The organism is Corallococcus macrosporus DSM 14697 (assembly GCF_002305895.1).
GTDB classification, from domain to species: Bacteria; Myxococcota; Myxococcia; order Myxococcales; family Myxococcaceae; genus Myxococcus; species Myxococcus macrosporus.
Genome location: NZ_CP022203.1, coordinates 1,496,299 through 1,514,959, shown reverse-complemented (window position 1 = coordinate 1,514,959; position 18,661 = coordinate 1,496,299). Strand labels below are relative to the sequence as shown.

15 protein-coding genes are annotated in these 18,661 nt (G+C 70.7%); 6 read left to right on the top strand and 9 right to left on the bottom strand.

The features are described 5' to 3' along the window. Window positions 1-64: 64 nt before the first annotated feature. From MYMAC_RS06365 to MYMAC_RS06355, 3 genes are all read left to right on the top strand, one after another. Window positions 65-1,858: a phosphoenolpyruvate carboxykinase (GTP) gene (locus MYMAC_RS06365; protein WP_043712315.1), complete on the top strand. Its 1,794-nt coding sequence runs from the start codon at window positions 65-67 to the stop codon at window positions 1,856-1,858. Between the two features lie 143 nt (window positions 1,859-2,001). Then, entirely contained in the window at window positions 2,002-2,820 is an 819-nt protein-coding gene (locus MYMAC_RS06360; protein ID WP_043709082.1) for a tetratricopeptide repeat protein, read from the top strand. Continuing rightward, window positions 2,820-4,250: an ABC transporter substrate-binding protein gene (locus tag MYMAC_RS06355; protein WP_095957427.1), complete on the top strand. Its 1,431-nt coding sequence runs from the start codon at window positions 2,820-2,822 to the stop codon at window positions 4,248-4,250. The genes MYMAC_RS06360 and MYMAC_RS06355 overlap by 1 nt, the downstream gene beginning before the upstream one ends. Before the next feature lie 14 nt (window positions 4,251-4,264). Here the strand turns inward: MYMAC_RS06355 and MYMAC_RS06350 are convergent, their stop codons facing one another. From MYMAC_RS06350 to MYMAC_RS06325, 6 genes are all read right to left on the bottom strand, one after another. Beyond that, window positions 4,265-5,434 carry a pyridoxal phosphate-dependent aminotransferase gene (locus MYMAC_RS06350; protein WP_095957426.1) on the bottom strand — a complete coding sequence of 390 codons (1,170 nt, stop codon included), beginning with the start codon at window positions 5,432-5,434 and terminating at the stop codon, window positions 4,265-4,267. Further along, entirely contained in the window at window positions 5,431-5,709 is a 279-nt protein-coding gene (locus MYMAC_RS06345; protein ID WP_013935584.1) for a hypothetical protein, read from the bottom strand. Before MYMAC_RS06345 ends, MYMAC_RS06350 begins: the two co-directional genes overlap by 4 nt. 132 nt (window positions 5,710-5,841) lie before the next feature. Next, window positions 5,842-6,525: a dethiobiotin synthase gene (bioD, locus tag MYMAC_RS06340; protein WP_095957425.1), complete on the bottom strand. Its 684-nt coding sequence runs from the start codon at window positions 6,523-6,525 to the stop codon at window positions 5,842-5,844. Beyond that, window positions 6,512-7,693 carry an 8-amino-7-oxononanoate synthase gene (bioF, locus tag MYMAC_RS06335; protein WP_095957424.1) on the bottom strand — a complete coding sequence of 394 codons (1,182 nt, stop codon included), beginning with the start codon at window positions 7,691-7,693 and terminating at the stop codon, window positions 6,512-6,514. The genes bioD and bioF overlap by 14 nt, the downstream gene beginning before the upstream one ends. 6 nt (window positions 7,694-7,699) lie before the next feature. After that, window positions 7,700-8,734 (bottom strand): biotin synthase BioB, encoded by a 1,035-nt coding sequence (gene bioB, locus MYMAC_RS06330; RefSeq protein WP_095957423.1) that lies wholly within the window; start codon window positions 8,732-8,734, stop codon window positions 7,700-7,702. Window positions 8,735-8,876: 142 nt separating this feature from the next. Next, window positions 8,877-9,146, bottom strand: a complete 270-nt coding sequence (locus tag MYMAC_RS06325) for a GlsB/YeaQ/YmgE family stress response membrane protein (RefSeq protein ID WP_013935588.1) — start codon at window positions 9,144-9,146, stop codon at window positions 8,877-8,879. A 183-nt stretch (window positions 9,147-9,329) separates the two neighbouring features. Between MYMAC_RS06325 and radA the strand changes: the two genes are divergently transcribed. Further along, window positions 9,330-10,697, top strand: coding sequence for a DNA repair protein RadA (radA, locus tag MYMAC_RS06320; RefSeq protein WP_013935589.1), 1,368 nt, complete (start codon window positions 9,330-9,332; stop codon window positions 10,695-10,697). Window positions 10,698-11,203: 506 nt separating this feature from the next. Continuing rightward, a complete protein-coding gene (locus tag MYMAC_RS06315) occupies window positions 11,204-13,378 on the top strand; it encodes a glycosyl hydrolase family 18 protein (RefSeq protein WP_170114705.1) in 2,175 nt (724 codons plus the stop codon). A 64-nt stretch (window positions 13,379-13,442) separates the two neighbouring features. On the opposite strand, the gene MYMAC_RS06310 is transcribed toward MYMAC_RS06315, so the two are convergent. Beyond that, window positions 13,443-13,994, bottom strand: coding sequence for a dihydrofolate reductase family protein (locus tag MYMAC_RS06310; RefSeq protein ID WP_095957421.1), 552 nt, complete (start codon window positions 13,992-13,994; stop codon window positions 13,443-13,445). A 305-nt stretch (window positions 13,995-14,299) separates the two neighbouring features. On the opposite strand from MYMAC_RS06310, the gene MYMAC_RS06305 reads away from it, so the two are divergent. Further along, the gene (locus MYMAC_RS06305; protein WP_095957420.1) at window positions 14,300-15,787 is read left to right on the top strand and encodes a sensor histidine kinase; all 1,488 of its coding nucleotides are present in this window, start codon (window positions 14,300-14,302) and stop codon (window positions 15,785-15,787) included. Here the strand turns inward: MYMAC_RS06305 and MYMAC_RS06300 are convergent. Together MYMAC_RS06300 and MYMAC_RS06295 are read right to left on the bottom strand one after the other, a co-directional pair. Then, window positions 15,771-17,570, bottom strand: coding sequence for a methyl-accepting chemotaxis protein (locus tag MYMAC_RS06300; protein WP_095957419.1), 1,800 nt, complete (start codon window positions 17,568-17,570; stop codon window positions 15,771-15,773). The two genes, MYMAC_RS06305 and MYMAC_RS06300, sit on opposite strands and share 17 nt — an antisense overlap. Before the next feature lie 202 nt (window positions 17,571-17,772). Then, window positions 17,773-18,543 (bottom strand): iron-containing redox enzyme family protein, encoded by a 771-nt coding sequence (locus tag MYMAC_RS06295; RefSeq protein ID WP_095957418.1) that lies wholly within the window; start codon window positions 18,541-18,543, stop codon window positions 17,773-17,775. Window positions 18,544-18,661: the final 118 nt, after the last annotated feature.

Genomic DNA, 18,661 nt, shown 5'->3' with positions numbered 1-18,661 from the left:
ATTTATGCCCCCCTTCCAGAACGTTTGGGGCCTGTCTCCAGACATGAACCACAAGGACGAATCCATGGCTTCGACGCAAGTTGCGGCGGAGGGCCAGCAGGCCCCCACGAAAAACCCCACGCTCCTCGCCTGGGTGGCCAAGATGGCCGAGATGACCCAGCCGGACCGCATCGTCTGGTGTGACGGGTCCGAGGCGGAGAAGAAGCGCCTGACGGACCAGGCGGTGCAGGAGGGCATCCTCATCCCGCTGAACCCGGAGAAGCGCCCCAACAGCTACCTCCACCGCTCCAACCCGAACGACGTGGCGCGCGTGGAGCACCTCACGTTCATCTGTACGCCGAACAAGACGGACGCGGGCCCCACCAACAACTGGATGGAGCCCGAGGCCGCCTACACCAAGCTGGGCAACCTGTTCAGCGGGTGCATGAAGGGCCGCACCATGTATGTGGTGCCCTACGCCATGGGCCCCATCGGCAGCCCCTTCACCAAGCTGGGCGTGGAGATCACGGACAGCATCTACGTCGTGCTGAACATGCGCATCATGGCGCGCATGGGGAAGCAGGCGCTGGACATGCTGGGTGACAGCGACGACTTCAACCGCGGCCTGCACAGCACCGGCGACGTGGACCCCGACCGCCGCTACATCTGCCACTTCCCCCAGGACAACACCATCTGGAGCTTCGGCTCCGGCTATGGCGGCAACGTGCTGCTGGGCAAGAAGTGCCTCGCGCTGCGCATCGGCAGCTACCTGGGCCGCGAGGAAGGCTGGATGGCCGAGCACATGCTCATCCTGGGCGTCACCAGCCCCAAGGGTGAGACGACCTACGTCGCCGCCGCCTTCCCGTCCGCGTGTGGCAAGACGAACTTCGCCATGATGATTCCGCCCGCCGAGTACAAGGGCTGGAAGATTGAGACGGTCGGCGACGACATCGCGTGGATGCACCCCGGCCCGGACGGCCGCCTGTACGCCATCAACCCGGAGGCCGGCTACTTCGGCGTGGTGCCCGGCACCAACTACAAGACGAACCCCAACGCGATGGAGTCCATCGCCAAGGACACCATCTTCACCAACGTGGCCATGACGCCGGACGGCGACGTGTGGTGGGAGGGCAAGGACGGCGAGGTCCCCGAGGAGCTCACCGACTGGCAGGGCCGCCCCTGGAAGAAGGGCAGCACGGAGAAGGCGGCGCACCCCAACAGCCGCTTCACCGCGCCCATGTCCAACAACCCGGCGCTGAGCCCCAAGGCCAATGACCCGACGGGCGTGCCCATCTCCGCCATCATCTTCGGAGGCCGCCGCTCCAACACCGTCCCGCTGGTGCTCCAGGCCTTCAACTGGACGCACGGCGTGTTCCTGGGCGCCACCATGGGCAGCGAGACGACGGCCGCCGCCACCGGCAAGGTCGGCGTCGTGCGCCGCGACCCCATGGCCATGCTGCCCTTCTGCGGCTACCACATGGGTGACTACCTCCAGCACTGGCTGGACATGCAGAAGCACATCGCGCAGCTCCCCAAGATCTTCCAGGTCAACTGGTTCCGCCAGGACAAGAACGGCAAGTTCATGTGGCCGGGCTTCGGCGAGAACATGCGCGTGCTGGAGTGGATCGTGAACCGCGTCCACGGCCGCGTCCCCACCCAGGAGACGCTGCTGGGCTGGGTGCCCCGCGCCGACGAGGGCCTCAACCTCAAGGGCCTGGACCTCGCCTCCGACGTGGTGACGGAAGTCACGTCCATCAAGGAGGACGAGTGGAAGTCCGAGCTCAAGAGCCAGGAGGTCTTCTTCGAGCAGCTCGGCACCAAGGCGCCGGACGCGCTCATGCTCCAGCGCAAGCTGCTGATGGCGCGCCTGGACCACTGAGTCCCCGCCGGCCTGTAGCAGCCTGAAACGCCCCGGGGCCGCTTCCCGCTCTCACACGGAGCGGGGGCGGCCCCGCCGTTTTTCACAGGAAGTAAAAGTCATCGCTTCGACCTTCCCGGGGCTCCGCGCTAGGCTCTCAGGTCATGAGACTGGCTTTCGTGTTGTCGGTGGTCCTCGCGCTCGCGCCGCCCGTGGCGTTCGCGCAGCGCGGGAAAAGTGCAGGGGCCCTCATCAAGGACGGTGAGCGGCTGTACCAGGCAGGCAAGTACCGCGAGGCGGCGGAGGCGCTGAAGAAGGCGCATGAAGCCCAGCCCCACCCGCGGCTCATCTACAACATCGCCATCTCCCTGGAGAACGCGGGGGACCTGCGCGAGGCGGTGAGCTGGTACCAGCAGTACGTCGGCGCCACCGACGGCACGGACGCCACGCTGCTCAAGCGCAGCGCGCGCAGCATCGACCGGCTGCGGGTGCTCATCGAAAAGGAAGACCAGGCCACGGCGGCGGCCAACGCCGAGCGCCAGCGCCTGCAGGAGGAAGCGGACGCCGCGCGGCGCCAGGCGGAGGAGGAGCAGCTCGCGGCCCGCCGCGCCGAGGAGGAGAGCCGGCGTCAGCAGGAGGCGGAGCTGCAGCGCGCGCTGACGTCCTACAAGCGCCAGCGGATTGGCGCGTTCGCCGCGGCCGGCGTGGGCGCCGCGGGCGTGGTGGCGGGCGTGCTCTTCGGCATGCAGGCGCGCGACGCGCGCGAGCAGTTCGACGGCGCCACCTCCGTCACGTCCAAGGACGAGCTCGCCGACAAGACGCGGGGCCGCGCGCTGCTGGCGGACGTCGGCTTCGGCGTGGGCCTGGCGGGTGTCATCACCGCCATTGTCCTCTACCCCAAGGAAGGCCCCCCGGTCGCGGGTGAGGTGCGAGTCACGATGGCGCCCAAGGGCGCCGGAGCAGGAATGGCGGTGAGCTTCTGATGCGCGCGCTGGGATTGATGATGACGGGGAGCGCCCTGCTGATGGCCGGGTGCAGCTTCACCACCGCGGGTGGACTGACCGAGTGTGAGACGTCCTCGGACTGCGACACCGCGCAGGTGTGCAACGCCGGCTACTGCCTGCCGCAGCCGGTGGGCTGTGGCACCGTCTACGGCCCGACCACCGCGGCCAACGCCATTCCCCTGGGCGCCACGGTGCCGCTGAGCACCTCCGACGGGCCGGACGAGTCCGAGATCCAGGCGCTCAACTCCATCAAGCTGGCGCTGGACGAAATCAACCAGCGCGAGGGTGTCAACGGCCGGCCCTTCGTGCTGCACATCTGCGATACGCGCTCGGACGCGGCCCGCGCCGCCGAGCAGGCGCAGTGGCTCATCCGCGAGCGCCAGGTGCCGATGATCTTCGCCTCCAGCAGCGGCCAGGCGCTCTCCGTGGCCACGCACACCGTCCCCAACGGCGTGCTGATGATTACGTACAGCGGCACCAGCCCGGACATCGCCACCATCAACGACAAGATTGGCACCGAGGCGGGCCTGGTGTGGCGCACGGCGCCGTCCGACGTGCTGCAGGGGCGCATCATCGGCGACCTGCTCCAGGGCCGCATCCAGGTGAACGGGGCCCCGCTCTACGACGCCGTCTCCAAGGTCGGCATCAGCTACGTGAACGACCCCTACGGGCAGGGCCTCTTCGGCGTGACGCTGGGGCGCATCAACCTCCCCCCGGAGAATGTGACGTCGTCCCAGTACACCCGCAACGGCACCGACTTCAGCAACGTGGCGCAGCGCATCGTCGCCAACGCGCCGGACGTCGAGGTCCTCATCGGCTTCTCCGAGGACAACGTGCGCATCATCAACCAGACGGCCGCCGCGGGCCGGGACAACCAGCGGTGGTTCTTCACCGACGCCGGCAAGGACCGGGGCCTGTTCACCGCGCTGGGCAACAACCGGCACCTCGTGACGGGTGCCTACGGCACGTCGCCCGCGCAGGCCCGTGAGGACCTCGTCTACCGGCTGTTCGCCCAGCGCTTCAACTCCGCCTTCGGCGAGGACCCGGGCCAGTACTCCTTCACCGCGCACGCCTATGACGCCATGTACATGGTGGCGCTCGGCGCCGCGTATGCCGCCGGCCCCGACGTCAACAGCCCCCAGGCCATCACCGGGGCGCGCATCGCGGACGGCCTGGCGTTGATGACGCCGGGCGAGGCCGGCACCTCGCTGAACTTCAACCTGGGCACCGAGGGCTTCGCGAGCGCTCGCGCGGCCATCCGCGACGGGCAGGTCATCGACGTGACGGGCGCCAGCGGCAACCTCGACTTCGACGCCACCGGAGAGGCGCCGTCCGAGTACGAGCTGTTCCGCGTGACGGCGACAGGCGAGTTCGAGACGGTGCAGCTCATCGCGCCGCCCACGGAGTGACGTGAGGGGGGCCTTCAGGGCCCCAGCGTCCGCGTGAGCACCTCCACGGCGGCGGCGAAGACCTCGGGCTGGGGCAGCAGCGACAGCACGAGGAAGGCGCCGCCGCCGAAGTCGTAGAAGTAGCCCGGCTGCACCCGCGCGCCCGCGTCCAGCAGGGCCAGGCAGGTGGCCTCCTCGCCGGGCACCCTCGGAATCCGCAGCACCGCGCTCCACCCGCCCTCCGCCGGCACCACGTCCCAGGTGGCGCCGCGGGGCCGGGCCGCGAGCAGGCGCTGGCGGTTGCCCCTCACCCGCTCCAGCACCGCCGCCTGGAAGCGCGGCGCGTGGGCCAGCAGCGCCGGCAGGGCCCGCTGCACCGGCGTGCCCACCGGCAGGTACGTGTCCCCCACCCACTCCAGCCGGGCCAGCGCCTCGTCACGCAGGTGACCGGGCCCGCCCACGTGCGTCCACGCCAGCTTGAGGCCCGGGAGGCCCGCGGCCTTGGACAGGCCCCCCAGGGCGAAGGTGAGCATCGGCAGCGCGCGCCCCGCCACCGTGGCCACGCGCCCGGGCGCCACCGCGTCCCAGGCGAAGGGGGCGAAGACCTCGTCGCAGAGGAGCGCCAGCCTCCGGTCCACGCACACGTCCGCCAGCGCCGCCAGCTCGCCTTCGTGCAGAAAGTGGCCGGTGGGGTTGCCGGGGTTCACCACCAGCACCGCGCGGGTGCGCGCGTCGCAGGCCGCCGCCACCTCTCGCGCGTCCAGGCCGAAGCCGTGCGCCCGCGGCAAGGCGTAGGAACGCGTCTGGACGCCCTCCAGGCGCGCCAGGTGCTCGAAGAGGGGGTAGCAGGGGGCGGGGACCAGAACGTTGTCCCCGGGCTCGCACAGGAGCTTGAAGAGCCAGCCGTAGGCCTCACTGGTGCTGGCCGTGAGCAGCAGGTGGGCCGCCGACACCTGCGCGCCTCGCGCGGCGAAGTCGGCCACCAGCGCCCGCCGGGCGGAGACGAGCCCCAGGGGCTCGGGCTGGTAGGTGAAGGCGTCCTCGGGGGCCAGGAGCGCCGCGTCCGGAAGGGGGAGCCCCACACGCGTGGGGTTGGACTCCGTAAGGTCCAGCAGGGGGCGTCCGCTGGCGCGGTGCCGCTCGAGCGCCAGCGCCAGCGGGTTGGGGGTCCGTGCGAAGTCCGTCCGCGCGGAGAAGCGGCTCACAGGCCCGTTTGCAGCATGGCGTTCGCGACACGACGAATCAGGTCGCGGCGAACCTCCTTGCGGCAGTGCTCGATGGCCTTGTCATGCGGCCGGGGAAGTTGAGGGTCGCGCGCGCGGAGCGCGGTCCGGAGCACGAGCTCCACCTTGGAGGGCTCGATGTGGAAGAGCCGGGGCCCTTCCTTTTGAAGGAAGTAAGAAAGCCCCCTCTGGTCGATGAGCTTCTTGTACAGCCGCCGGACGTCCGCGAGGAACGTGAGATCGATGATGTCCGCCATTCGTGAGGCGTTCTCGCGCGGAAAAAACGGCACGTCCATTTCACGGCCGCATGTCCCGAAAACTTGCGCGACCTGTAGCACTGGCCCTGGAACGGAAACGCGCCGGAGGCCGATTTTCCGGCCTCCGCGCGCTCAGGGCAGCAGCGGCCGCAGCGCGCGGCGGAACGCGGCGTGGCGCTTGCGCGCATCGGGCAGATGGGGCACCGGCCCCAGCACCGGGACGCCGTGGCGCGCCTCCAGGAGGCGCCGGTTGTCGCGCTCCGAAGCGTCCTTCGCGGACGTGCCGCGCGACAGCAGCACGGCCCGCACGGGGATGCGGCGCGCGGCCAGCGCCTGGAGCGACAGCGCGGTGTGGTTGAGCGTGCCCAGCCCCGCGCGCGCCACCAGCAGCACCGGCAGGCGCAAGGTGGCGATGAGGTCGATGACGTCGTGCTTCGAATCCAACGGCACGAAGAGGCCCCCTGCCCCCTCCACCACCGCGTTGCCTCCGCGCAGCCGCCGCCACGCGGCCAGGGTGACGTCCCAGTCGGGCTCGCGGCCCAGGCGGCTGGCGGCCACGCCCGGCGCCACCGGCAGGCGGAAGCGGTGCGGACACACGGCGTCCACGCCCAGCGCGCTGCCCGCCGCCGCGCGCAGGGCCAGCGCGTCCGACGGGGCGCGCAGGGACGCGCAGCCGCTCTCGTAGGGCTTGAAGCCCTGGGGCCGCAGCCCCGCGTCCGCCAGCAGCGACAGGAGCGCGCACGACGCCTGCGTCTTCCCCACGCCGGTGTCGGTGCCGGTGACGAAAATCTGGAACGGCTTGTCAGTCTGGGCCACGGCGGACTCCCACGGTGCGCAGCGCCTCCAGCGCCAGGTCCACGTGGCCCACGGTGTGGGCGGCGGACAGGCAGAAGCGCAGCCGGCTAGTGCCCTCGGGGACGGTGGGCGGGCGGATGGCCTTCACCAGCACGCCCGCCTCGCGCAGGCGGCGCGCGGCGTCCAGCGCCCGCCCGGGCTCGCCGAGGATGAGGGGGAACACGGCGCTGCGCGGCTCGGCGCGCACGCCCAGCACGCGCAGGCCGTCCGCGAAGCGGCGGATGTTGCGCCACAGCCGCGCGCGCAGGTCCGGGTCGCCCTCCACCGCGTCCACCGCGGCTTCGGCGGCGGCGCACAGGTGCGCGGGCAGCGCGGTGGAGAAGACGAAGGGCCGCGCGCGCGACACCAGCAGGTCCGCCACCGCGCGCGAGGTGGCCACGTACGCGCCCATGACGCCCAGCGCCTTGCCCAGCGTGCCCATGCGCAGGTCCACCTGCCCTTCCAGCCCCAGCTCCTCGCAGAGGCCCGCGCCGCGGTGGCCCAGCACGCCGGTGGCGTGGGCTTCGTCCACCATCAGCGCGGCGCCGTGGGCGCGGCAGGCGGTGGCAATGTCGCGCAGGGGGGCCACGTCTCCATCCATGGAGAACACGGTGTCCGTCACCACCAGCTTGCGGCGCGCGGGCGTCTGGGCCAGGGCGCGCTCCAGCGCCTCCACGTCCGCGTGCGGATAGACGCAGACGCGGGCGCGCGACAGGCGGCAGCCATCCACCAGCGAGGCGTGGTTGAGCGCGTCGGAGAACACGGCGTCGCCGGGCCCCACCAGCGCGGGGATGATGCCGGTGTTGGCGGCGTAGCCGCTGTTGAACAGGCGCACGGCCTCGGCGCGCTCGAAGGCGGCCAGCCGCGCCTCCAGCCGGTGGTGCGCCGCGGTGTCGCCCACCACCAGCCGGCTGGCGCCGGTGCCCACGCCGTAGCGCTCCACGGCGGCCAGCGCGGCGGCGCGCACCGTGGGCGACGAGGCCAGCCCCAGGTAGTCATTGGACGAGAAGTTGACGAGCGTCTCGTCCCCCACGCGCACCACGGGCCCCTGGGGTGAATCCAGGGGCTCCAGGTACCGGCGCAGGCCGCGCTCGGACAGGGCCTCCAGGTCCTCCCGGGCCCACGCCGCCGCGACGGCTTCATCACTCACGGTGCATCAACCTTCCTGACGCGGCTCCAGGGGGCGGATGCCCGCCTTCTCCAGCAGGGCCATGTCCTGGGTGTACTCGGGGTTGCCGGTGGTGAGCAGCTTCTCACCGAAGAAGAGCGAGTTGGCGCCCGCCATCATGCACAGAAGCTGCGCCTCCTCGTTCATCTGCTGCCGGCCCGCGGACAGGCGCACCATGGACTGGGGCATCAGGATGCGCGCGGTGGCGATGGTGCGCACCATGTCCACCGTCTCCACCCGCTGCTGCTCCTGCAGCGGCGTGCCCTCCACGGCCACCAGCGCGTTGATGGGCACCGACTCCGGGTGGTGCTCCTGGTTGGCCAGGGTGCGCAGCAGGTTGCAGCGGTCCTCCACCGACTCGCCCATGCCGATGATGCCGCCGCAGCACACGGAGATGCCGGCGTCGCGCACGCGGTCGAGCGTGCGCAGCCGGTCTTCAAAGGTGCGGGTGGAGATGATGTCGCCGTAGTGCTCGGGCGAGGTGTCCAGGTTGTGGTTGTACGCGGACAGGCCGGCCTCGCGCAGGCGCTTCGCCTGGCTCTCGGAGAGCATGCCCAGCGTGGCACACGCCTCCATGCCCAGCGCGCGCACGCCGCGCACCATCTCCAGCACGCTGTCGAACTGCGGGCCGTCCTTCACCTCGCGCCACGCGGCGCCCATGCAGAAGCGGGTGGCTCCGGCGGCGCGGGCCTTGGACGCGGCGTCCAGCACGTCCGGCACGGCCATCAGCTTCTCCGCCTTGACGCCCGTCTTGTAGCGAGCCGCCTGCGGACAGTACGAGCAGTCCTCCGGGCAGCCCCCCGTCTTGATGGACAGCAGCGAACAGAGCTGGACCTTGTTGTCCACGAACACGGCCCGGTGGACCGTCTGGGCCTTGTGCACCAGGTCCAGCAGCGGGAGCTCGTAGAGGGCCTTCACCTCGTCCAGCGACCAGTCGTGACGCACGGCCACGCCCGGCGGAGGCGGCGCGGCGACATGGGCGTGACCGGAGAACTCGCTGGCGACGGTGGCGGTATCGGGCATGGGCTCCTCAGACGGACGAATGAGAGCCCGAACGTGCGCGGACCCCGGAAAGTTGTCAACGCCTCCGCGCAGGAGGGTTGACGACTTTCCAGGGTCCATCTCCCCTCGGGAGGGGCTTCAGCGCGTCAGGCGACGCGCGGCGCTAGACGTGGACGCGGCGTCCCCTGCCGGCCAGGCCCACCAGGAACAGGACCAGGAGTGCGCCCAGGACGGAGAACAGGAGTCCGGTCGGGTGCAGGTCGAAGACGTTGCCGTCACTCCGGAAGAGCGAGGCGATGAAGCCGCCCACGAAGGAGCCGGCGATCCCCAGCAGCGTGGTGGCGAGGAGCCCCATGGACTGATTGCCCGGCATGAGCGCGCGGGCAATCAGACCCGCGAGAAGGCCAATGACCAGAAACGCGATAATCCCCATGACTACCTCCCTTGCTTGTTTAGCGACGCAGGGTGCGACGCCCACCTGGGAGCAAACCTGGGTTGCCCATCCCCTTCGGACAACTTGGCGCAGGGGGGCTTGACATGGCGCCTGCCTGCTCTGCGGACATGCCTGCCTGTAAGGCCGCAAAAACGTCAGGGTTCCGCGCTATTCACCCAACCCATGGCGAAGGCGAAGACGCACTACACCTGTCAGGCGTGTGGGTACAAAACGGCGAAGTGGCTGGGGAAGTGCCCGGACTGTGGCGCGTGGAGTTCCCTGCTGGAGGAGACGGACCCGAAGGCGGATGAACGGCGCCCGGCCTGGGGCGCCTCGGGTGGCGCGGCGCGGCCCATGCTGCTCAAGGAGGTGAGCGGCGAGACGGAGACGCGCCGGCGCACGGGCATCGCCGAGTTCGACCGCGTGCTGGGCGGCGGCGTGGTGAGCGGCTCCATCGTGCTGCTGGGTGGTGACCCGGGCATCGGCAAGTCCACGCTGCTGCTGGCGGCGCTGGACCGGCTGGCGCGCCACGGACCGGTGCTCTACGTCTCCGGTGAAGAGAGCCTGCGGCAGACGAAGATGCGCGCCGAGCGGCTGAAGGTGGAGGGTGACTCCATCCACCTGTTCGCGGAGACGGACGCGGAGCGGGTGCTGACGGCGACGGAGGCCCTGAAGCCGCAGGCGCTGGTGGTGGACTCGATCCAGACGATGTACCTGCCGGAGCTGGGCAACGCGCCGGGCAGCATCACCCAGGTGCGCGAGGTGGCGGGCCGGCTGATGGCCTATGCGAAGCGCACGGGCGTCCCCACGTTCCTGGTGGGCCACGTCACGAAGGAAGGCTCCATCGCGGGTCCGCGCGTGCTGGAGCACATGGTGGACACGGTCCTCTACTTCGAGGGCGAGCGCGGCCACCCGTTCCGGATTCTCCGCGCGCACAAGAACCGCTTCGGCTCCACGAACGAGATTGGCGTCTTCGAGATGAAGGGCGCGGGGCTCGTGGAGGTGCCGGACCCGTCCGCGCTGTTCCTGTCGGAGCGGCCGGTGGGCAAGTCCGGCAGCGTCGTCACGAGCACGCTGAACGGCACGCGCCCGCTGCTGGTGGAGGTGCAGGCGCTGGTGGCGCCCACGGGCTACGGCACCGCGCGGCGCACGGCGATTGGCGTGGACGGCAACCGCGTGGCGCTGCTGGCGGCGGTGCTGGAGAAGAAGGAGGAGATTCCGCTGGTGGGCTGCGACCTGTTCGTCAACGTGGCGGGCGGCATGCAGCTCACGGAACCGGCGTGTGACCTGGCGGTGTGCGCGGCGCTGGTGAGCAGCCTCCAGAACCGGCCGTTGGATCCGAAGACGCTGGTGCTGGGTGAAGTGGGCCTCGCCGGAGAGGTGCGCGCGGTGGGCCAGGTGGAGCCGCGCCTGGCGGAGGCCGCGAAGATGGGCTTCCAGCGCGTGGTGATGCCCGCGGGCAGCGCGCGGCGGCTGGAGGACGCGGGGCCGAAGATGAAGATCGTCGGCGTGGAGACGCTCGGCGATGCGCTGGTCGCGATGTTCGATTGAGCGGGGCGTGCAGCGCCTGGGCGGGCTTTGTCCCGGGCGCGGCAACCAGCGGCAGGGGGGACGTCGCCGTTGCGCGGCCCCGTGCGAGCAACGCCGCATCGCGCATGAACCTCGTGCAGCGCGCCTTGAAAGTGCGCACACCCTGAATCATTTCACGAGCAGGCACGGCGTCCCGCCAGCCGTGCCACTGCTCACCTCCCGCATCCCGGTGCGCGCCTGTGATGACTGGCGCGCTGTGAGACATGCAGGCTCACGCTCCTCGTGGCTCAGCCGCATGGCGCACTGGCTGCTCTCCAGCCTGAGCAACGGGCGAAGTACTGAAACGCCATACCCCATGGCTTGAAAGCCGACGCCTGCACGCGGTGTCTCTGCGCCCAGACAGCCAGGTCTCTGAACGCCCGTCACTCACGGTGGGCGCATGCGAGACGGCGTCGGGCGCATCCACCACCTGAGCCGTGGTGACACGCGCCCCATGCCAGCTCTCGTCCCCTGGCCACTGGAGCGACATGAAAAGGCAACTCACGTGGTTCATGTTGGCGGTGGGCGTGCAGCTCAGCGCATGTGGCACTGAGTCCATCGCGGACGCCCAGCTTCCCGAAGCACCCGCCATCGAAGACACGCCCGCGGTCCACGCCGAAGCCGTGGATGACGGCGCGACCACGCTGTACGACGACGCGCTCGGCCCGGGCTGGGCGGACTGGTCCTGGGCCACCCGAAATCTCGCGGCGGCCTCGCCCGTGGCTTCCGGCTCGCGCGCCATCTCCGTGACGTTCGGCCCATGGACGGGCCTCTACCTCCACCATTCCGGCGTCTCCACCAGCGGGCTCGAGTTCTTGGAGTTCCAGGTCCACGGCGGCGCCACGTCCAACCCCGCGCTCACGGCCTACGCCACCGTGGGGAACCAGGCGCGGCCCACCATCGCCATCAACCGCTACTGCGACGGCGGCGCCATCAAGGCCGGTGCGTGGACCCGCTGCCGCGTGCCCCTCACGGCGCTCAACGTCACCAACGTCACGATGGACGGCATCGCCATCCAGGAGGGCGCGGGCCGCAACCTGCCGGTGATGACCTTTGACAGCCTCCGCCTGGGCACGGCCACGCTGTCCGCTCCAAGCGGGCTCAAGGCCGTCGCCTCCGCGACCGACGTCTCCCTGACGTGGAACGGCGTCAGCGGCGCCACCGGCTATCACGTCTACCGCGCCACCTCCCAGACGGGCACGTACGCGAAGCGCACCACGACGCCGCTGACGAACACCACGTACCGCGACATCAACGTCTCCGCGGGCGCCACGTACTGGTACGCGGTGACGGCCGTCGGAACGGGCGGCGAAGGCCTCCGCTCCACGCCCGTCTCCGCCACCGTGCAGCCGCCGCAGCAGCAGGTCGCCATCTCGGTGACGCCCACCAGCGCGTCACTGGCCCCGGGGGCCTCGCGGACCTTCAGCGCCACGGTGACGGGCAGCACGAACACCGCGGTGACGTGGTCCATCCAGCAGGGCGGCGCGGGAGGCACCATCACCCACGCCGGTCAGTACACCGCGCCGCGGACGACGGGCACCTACCACGTCATCGCCACCAGCCAGGCGGACACGACGAAGAAGGCGACGGCCACCGTCACCGTGGCGGCGACGCAGCCCGGGAGCGGCAAGTGGGTGTCCGGCTATTACACCGGCTGGAACGCGGACCTGTACCCGCCGGAGAAGGTGGACTTCAGCGCGCTCACGCACATCATCGTCGGCCGAGTGACGCCCCGGCCGGATGGCACGCTGAACACGGCCTTCGACAACGACAACGGCCCGCAAATCGCGCGGACGCTGGCGCAGCGAGCCCACGCCGCCGGACGCAAGGCCATCATCATGGTGGGCGGCGCGGGTGAGCACGCCGGCTGGGTGTCCGCGGCCTCGAACGCGAACCGGGCGAGGTTCGTGCAGAACCTGCTCAACGCCATGGACACCTTCGGCTACGACGGGCTGGACATCGACTGGGAGCCGGTGGAAGCGGCCGACAAGCCGAACCTGCTCGCGCTGGTGAAGGAGCTCCGCGCGGCGCGGCCGGACATGCTGCTCACCTTCCCCATCGGGTGGATCAACAGCAACTTCGCCAGCGACGCGGACCCGTGGTTCGCCAACCTCGCGCCCTACCTGGACCAGATCAACATCATGTCCTACGAGATGATTGGCCCGTGGGACGGCTGGCAGTCCTGGTACACGTCCGCGCTCTACGGCGAGTCCGGCAACCGGCCCACGTCCGTCTCCTCCAGCCTCCAGGGCTGGGCGAGCGCGGGCATCCCCAAGGCGAAGCTGGGCATGGGCATCCCCTTCTACGGCATGGCGTGGCGCAACATCACCGGCCCCTACCAGGACTTCACCCACTGGTCCGACTACGTCGGCAGCGACAACGCGTTCACCTACCAGAAGATTCAGCAGCTCTCCGCGGCGGGCACGTACCGCTGGGACGCGGTGGCGGCGGCCAGCTACGTCACGTTCAACACGCCGGTGGAGGACGGCACCGTGCGGTGGATTTCCTATGACAGCCCGCAGGCCATCGCCGCCAAGGGCGCCTACGCGAAGGACCACGGCTTTGGCGGCACCATCATCTGGACCATCAACCAGGGCTGCACCAACCCCACCACCGGCGCCAACCCGCTGCTGGACGCGGTGAAGGGCGCCTTCCTCCAGTAGGCGCGGTCCACGGAGGGAGCGCGTCCAGGCCACACGGACACGCTCCCTCCCTGAGTATCGCGAGCTACGCCTTCGGCCGAGGCAGCACGGCGTAGCGCAGCAGCACCACGCCGTTGCCGTAGACCTTGGTGGACTTCAGCTCCAGGTCCACCACCTGCCGCAGCGACGACACCAGGGGGATGCCCGCGCCGAGAATCAGCGGGTTCATCTTGAGCAGGACCTCGTCCACCAGTCCCTCGGCGAACAGCAGCCCGGCGAACGCGCCGCCGCCGGACAGGTAGATGTCACCGCCCTCCTGGGCCTTCAGGCGGCGGACCACGCCCACCGCGTCCTCCGACACCAGCTTCACCCGTGGATTCGGGCTCTCCTTCATCGTGCGGCTGAAGACGTAGGTCTCCAGGTTCGTGTACGGGTCCGTCACGCCTTCCTTGAGGCCGACCTCGTAGGTGCGCCGGCCCATGAGCGCCGCCGAATAGGTCGCCAGCGACGCGACGAAGTCGGTGACGTGCTCACTGTCCTGGATGAGGCGGGGCTGCATGAAGGCGCCATACGTATCGTCCTCATGGGCGATGAAACCGTCGACGCTGGTGGCAACGTGGTACTTGAGCTTTCGCATACGTGTTCTCCATGCCGTGCGCGCAGGCGCGCCGGTCATTCGGGTTCAGGAAACGACTGAAGGACACAGCGGGGACCCACGCATCCGGACAGCAGCCCACGTCAACGCCACGGCACATCGGCCGGAGCGGCAAGGGCAGTCACGGAAGCCTGGGTTAGCGAGCAGAGGTCATGGGACAGCGCCGTGAGGCGCCACGGACAACCTACGCCTGTGAAAAGACGCAGGCAACCCCACCCAGGCAGGCAGCGGAGCGAAGGCCCCTCTCCCGCGACAGAAGCGAGGCTCGGATAGAGTCCGCCCCGGACATGGCCCACGTTCCCCCACACACTTCGCGATGGCGTGACGCGTTGGGCTCGCTCTCCGCGCGGCTGCTGGTGGCGTTCCTCGTCCCCACGCTGCTGTTCGTCGCGGTGGCGGGCACCGCCGTGTACCAGCTCGCGCGCATCATCCTGGAGGAGGAGCTGGGCACCAGCCTCAGCGCCATCGCCGCCGCCACCGCCACCCAGGTCCACGGCGAGCGGCTGCTCACCGTCGAGCCCGGCGACGACGTGGCGAGCACCCGCACCTGGCGCAACTTCGTCCGGACCTTCGAAAGCATCGCCGAGGCCAGCGGCGTGCGCCGCATCTACGCCGTGGACACGCAAGGCCGGGTGCGCGTGGACGTGGGCGGCGGACTGCCGGTGGGCGCGGAGATGCCGGAGCTGGCGAGGGACAGACTGGAGCTCACCCGCGTCTTCGAGGGCGCGCGCGCCGCCAGTCAGGTGCTCTTCACCGGCTCGGACGGGCGCCTCTACAAGACGGGCTACGCCCCCATCGTCTACGAGGGCCGCGTGGTGGGCGCCGTGGGCGTGGAGGGCAGCGCCGTCTTCTTCGGGCCCCTCCAGGAGCTGTCGCGCACCTTCGCTACCATGGGCGCGGTGGCCCTGACAGCGCTCGCGGTCATCGCCCTGGTGACGGCGCGAGGGCTGGCCCGGCCGCTGCGGCGGCTGATGGCGTCCGCGCTGCGCATCGGCCGGGGCGACCTGACGACGCCCGTGCCGCCGGAGCCCACGCTGGAGATTGGCGTCCTCGCGCGCGAGCTGGAGGACATGCGCGGCGCGCTGGAGAGCCGGGACCGGCAACTGAAGATGATGCTCGCGGGCGTGGCCCACGAGGTGCGCAACCCCATTGGGGGCATCGCCCTCTTCTCCGGCATCCTGAAGGAGGACCTCCAGGCCGGAGCCCACGCGGAGGCCGGCGCGCACGTGGAGCGCATCCAGCGCGAGGTGGCCTACCTCCAGCGCATCGTCGAGGACTTCCTCGCCTTCGCCCGCGAGCAACCGCTGGCGCGCGCGCCCGTGGAGGCCCCCGCCCTGCTCTCCGTCGCCTGCGAGCTGATGGCCGCCGAGGCCAGCGCCCGCGACGTCACCGTGGACCTCGACGCCGCGCCCGCGGTGCTGGAAGCCGACGGCAGCCTCCTGACGGCCGCGCTGGTGAACCTGGTGAAGAACGCGGTGCAGGCCTCGCCCCCCGGCGGCCGGGTGCGGGTGTCCGGCGCGTCCAACGGCGGGCACTACACCATCCAGGTCCGCGACGCGGGCCCCGGCGTGCCCGGCGCGGAGCGCGAGCGCATCTTCGAGCCCTTCTTCACCACGCGCGAGAAGGGCACCGGCCTGGGCCTGCCGCTGGCCCGGAAGATCGCGCTCGCGCACGGCGGCGCGCTGCGGCTGGACTCCGCGCCCGGCGACACGCGCTTCACCCTCACGCTGCCCCTGGGTGAATCACTGAGCGCCGCCGTCACCCCGCCGCGTTGAACTGGCGCGCCATCCGCGACACCTCGTCGGAGACGACGCCCAGCGTGTCGGTGGCCTCCTGCGTGGACTCCAGCCGCTTCAGCGTGGCGTCCATGTGCTGCGACAGGTCCGCGATGGCGTCGAAGATCTGCGCGAAGCCGGCGTCCTGCTGCGTCACCGCGGCGGCAATCTGCCGGGCCGCCGCGGAGTTCTCCTGCGCGATGCGCGACAGCTCCCGCAGCGAGTCCCCCGACGCCCGCATCTGGTCCAGGCCGGCGCCAATCGTCTGGACGCCGACCTCGCCCATCTTCGCCGCGTCACGGATGCCGGTGCTGATGTCCTGGAGGATGCCACGGATGCGCCGGGTGGCCTGGATGGACTGGTCCGACAGGCCGCGAATCTCGCGGGCCACCACCGCGAAGCCCCGCCCCTGCTCTCCCGAGCGGGCCGCCTCGATGGCCGCGTTCACCGCCAGCAGGTGGGACTGGTCCGCCAGGTCCTTCACCGACTCGGTGATTTCACCAATCTGCGAGGTGCTCTGCGCCAGGCGCGTCAGCCGCTCCTGGATGCCGTCCACCACGCGGCGGATGTCCGTCAGCCCGGTGAGGCTCCGCTCCACGGCGGCCTCGCCCTGCTGCCCCAGGACCTCCGAGCGGCGGGCCACCTGGAGCACCGCCTCCGTCTGCTCGACGGCCATCAGCGACGTGCGCCGAATCTCCTCCGACGTCATCTGCGCCTCGTGCAGCGCCGACGCCTGGCGGACCAGGCTCTGCTGGTGCTCGTCGTGCGAGTCCCGCAGGTGGCGTCCCGCGCTGCTCAGCCGCGTGGCCGAGGCGTTCAGCGACAGGGGCAGTTGCCGCAGCCGGACCAGCACCGTGTTCATTCCGGCTGACAAATCCCCCATCTCATCCGTGGAAATCCACGCGGGCGAGACGACGCGGCCGGCGGACAGGGACTCGATGGCCACGCCCACCGCGCCCGCCGCGCTCGCCTGACGGCGCGCCAGCATCCAGGTGGTGACGGCGGGAATCGCCAGCAGCCCGCCCACCCAGGCGAGCCCGAAGGCGAGCTCTCCGGCCAGCGCCCCGCCCATGCCCATCAGCGCCTCCGCCGAGCCGTGCGCGCCCTCCGCCACCAGCATCTGGTGCAGTTCGTCGCGCACGCCCCGCAGCTTCACCAGCACCACGCACCCGCTCAGCAACAACGCGCAGACGCTGGAGCCGATGAAGGTGACGGGCATGAACCACGCCTGCCGGGGCCAGAAGAAGCCGCCGCCCTTGAGCGCCAGCGTCGGGTCCTTGCGCTGCTCCTCCAGCGCCACCGGCAGCAGCACCTTCTCCAGCGTGACGCCAATGGGGAAGCCCAGCACCACGCCGAAGCAGACGCCGATGAGCGTGCCCAACACCACCTGCGACAAGTCCTTCTGCCACAGCAGGCACACGTGGAGGCTGAACCAGACACCGCCCAGCGTCCACGCGCCCCACGAGGAGGCGACGGCGGCGCGCCAGGGCAGGCGGAGGATTCGCTCCAGCCGGGCCCCGGGCGCGTCGTCCGGCCGCGGCCGCAGCGCGCGCTCCACCAGCACGTGCAGCACCAGCGCGGGGTAGGCGATGCCCAGGCCCACGATGATGGGCGGCAGCACCCACGCCACCGCAATCAGGCCCGACATGCCCGCCACGCCCATGGCCATGCCATTGAGATACGCGGCGATGGGCGCCACCGGCAGCACCCACGACATGAACACCTTGAGCGCACGTCCCCGGTACTCCTGGATGACCTTGTCATCGGCATTCATGTGGCGCATCCCCCCGAGGCCTGGCGCTCACACCCCGAGGACGGAGCCGGAAGGCCTCACCCGCAAGTACGGCACTCTCCGGGCGCAGCGGACAGGCGGGTCGCGCCAAAGCTGCCGCCTTCCGGACAGAGCACGCGGCCCGTGAACACTCCGCGGGCCTCCAGGTGTGCGGGAGACCCACCGAGCGGACTGTGCGCGGGTGTCGCGCGATTCAGTCCTTGCAGCACGCGTGGAGCGCGGCGGCATACATCCGCAGCGACTTCCTGGCGGCCGCCTGGACGCGGAAGGGCTCTCCGCTGCTCGCGTCGGTGGACAGCTTGATGATTTCCAGCGCCTCCTCCGGGTGCTGGTCGTCATAGCGCGCGTGCACCTTGAGCCACATCATGGAGTACGCGTCGATGCGCGCGCCCTCCTCGGCATAGGCGCGGAAGGGCTCCACCACCTCGCGGGTCCACACGCCGGTGATGCCCTCCACCGCCCAGTTGGACGCGGCCACGCCCTCCGCCAGCGTCCCGCGCGCGCAGGTGTCCAGCAGGTGCTCGTGCAGCGCCCGCACCTCCGGCAGGGGGCGTTGACGGAAGACCTCGTCCGGCGCCAGGCCAATGCCACGCATCCAGTCGATGAACCACTCGGCGTGCTTCGCCTCCACGCCCAGGTTCTGGAGCAGCCAGCGCCGCGCGCTCGCGTCTCCCGGACGCTGGCCGTAGGTCGTCTTCGCCAGGGACAGGCCCATGTACTTGGGGAAGGCCTCCACGATGGGGAAGAAGTGGGCCAGCACCCGCCGCCAGTGACGCAGCGGCGGGCGCTGGCCGTCGGCCGTCGCGCGGAACAACGGAGGCCAGCAGGCCGTGTTCCAATCCTCGCGCAGGGACTCCAGCATCGACTCCAGCCAGCGGGGATGCGCGGTGGGCGTCAGGTCAGGGGGGACGTAACGGTGGGGCGCGGCTTCGGGCCGAGCCACTTCTCGCGAGACGGGCGACATGGGCGCTGCTCCTGGCTTCCCGGCGGGTGACAGGCCGGCATGACCTCCCTCACCCGCCCAAGCCGGGCGGCATGGTTGCAATCGCTCTCCGGCGGCACCACGGGCCCAAAGGCAGTCA

Bases quoted from the DNA above. Each gene is read 5' to 3' on its own strand.
- MYMAC_RS06325 (WP_013935588.1), bottom strand. From the start codon at position 9,146: ATGGGGATTATCGCGTTTCTGGTCATTGGCCTTCTCGCGGGTCTGATT.
- MYMAC_RS06360 (WP_043709082.1), top strand. From the start codon at position 2,002: ATGAGACTGGCTTTCGTGTTGTCGGTGGTCCTCGCGCTCGCGCCGCCC.
- MYMAC_RS06345 (WP_013935584.1), bottom strand. From the start codon at position 5,709: ATGGCGGACATCATCGATCTCACGTTCCTCGCGGACGTCCGGCGGCTG.
- MYMAC_RS06295 (WP_095957418.1), bottom strand. From the start codon at position 18,543: ATGTCGCCCGTCTCGCGAGAAGTGGCTCGGCCCGAAGCCGCGCCCCAC.
- MYMAC_RS06315 (WP_170114705.1), top strand. From the start codon at position 11,204: ATGAAAAGGCAACTCACGTGGTTCATGTTGGCGGTGGGCGTGCAGCTC.
- MYMAC_RS06300 (WP_095957419.1), bottom strand. From the start codon at position 17,570: ATGCGCCACATGAATGCCGATGACAAGGTCATCCAGGAGTACCGGGGA.
- bioB (WP_095957423.1), bottom strand. From the start codon at position 8,734: ATGCCCGATACCGCCACCGTCGCCAGCGAGTTCTCCGGTCACGCCCAT.
- radA (WP_013935589.1), top strand. From the start codon at position 9,330: ATGGCGAAGGCGAAGACGCACTACACCTGTCAGGCGTGTGGGTACAAA.
- MYMAC_RS06310 (WP_095957421.1), bottom strand. From the start codon at position 13,994: ATGCGAAAGCTCAAGTACCACGTTGCCACCAGCGTCGACGGTTTCATC.
- MYMAC_RS06365 (WP_043712315.1), top strand. From the start codon at position 65: ATGGCTTCGACGCAAGTTGCGGCGGAGGGCCAGCAGGCCCCCACGAAA.
- MYMAC_RS06305 (WP_095957420.1), top strand. From the start codon at position 14,300: ATGGCCCACGTTCCCCCACACACTTCGCGATGGCGTGACGCGTTGGGC.
- MYMAC_RS06355 (WP_095957427.1), top strand. From the start codon at position 2,820: ATGCGCGCGCTGGGATTGATGATGACGGGGAGCGCCCTGCTGATGGCC.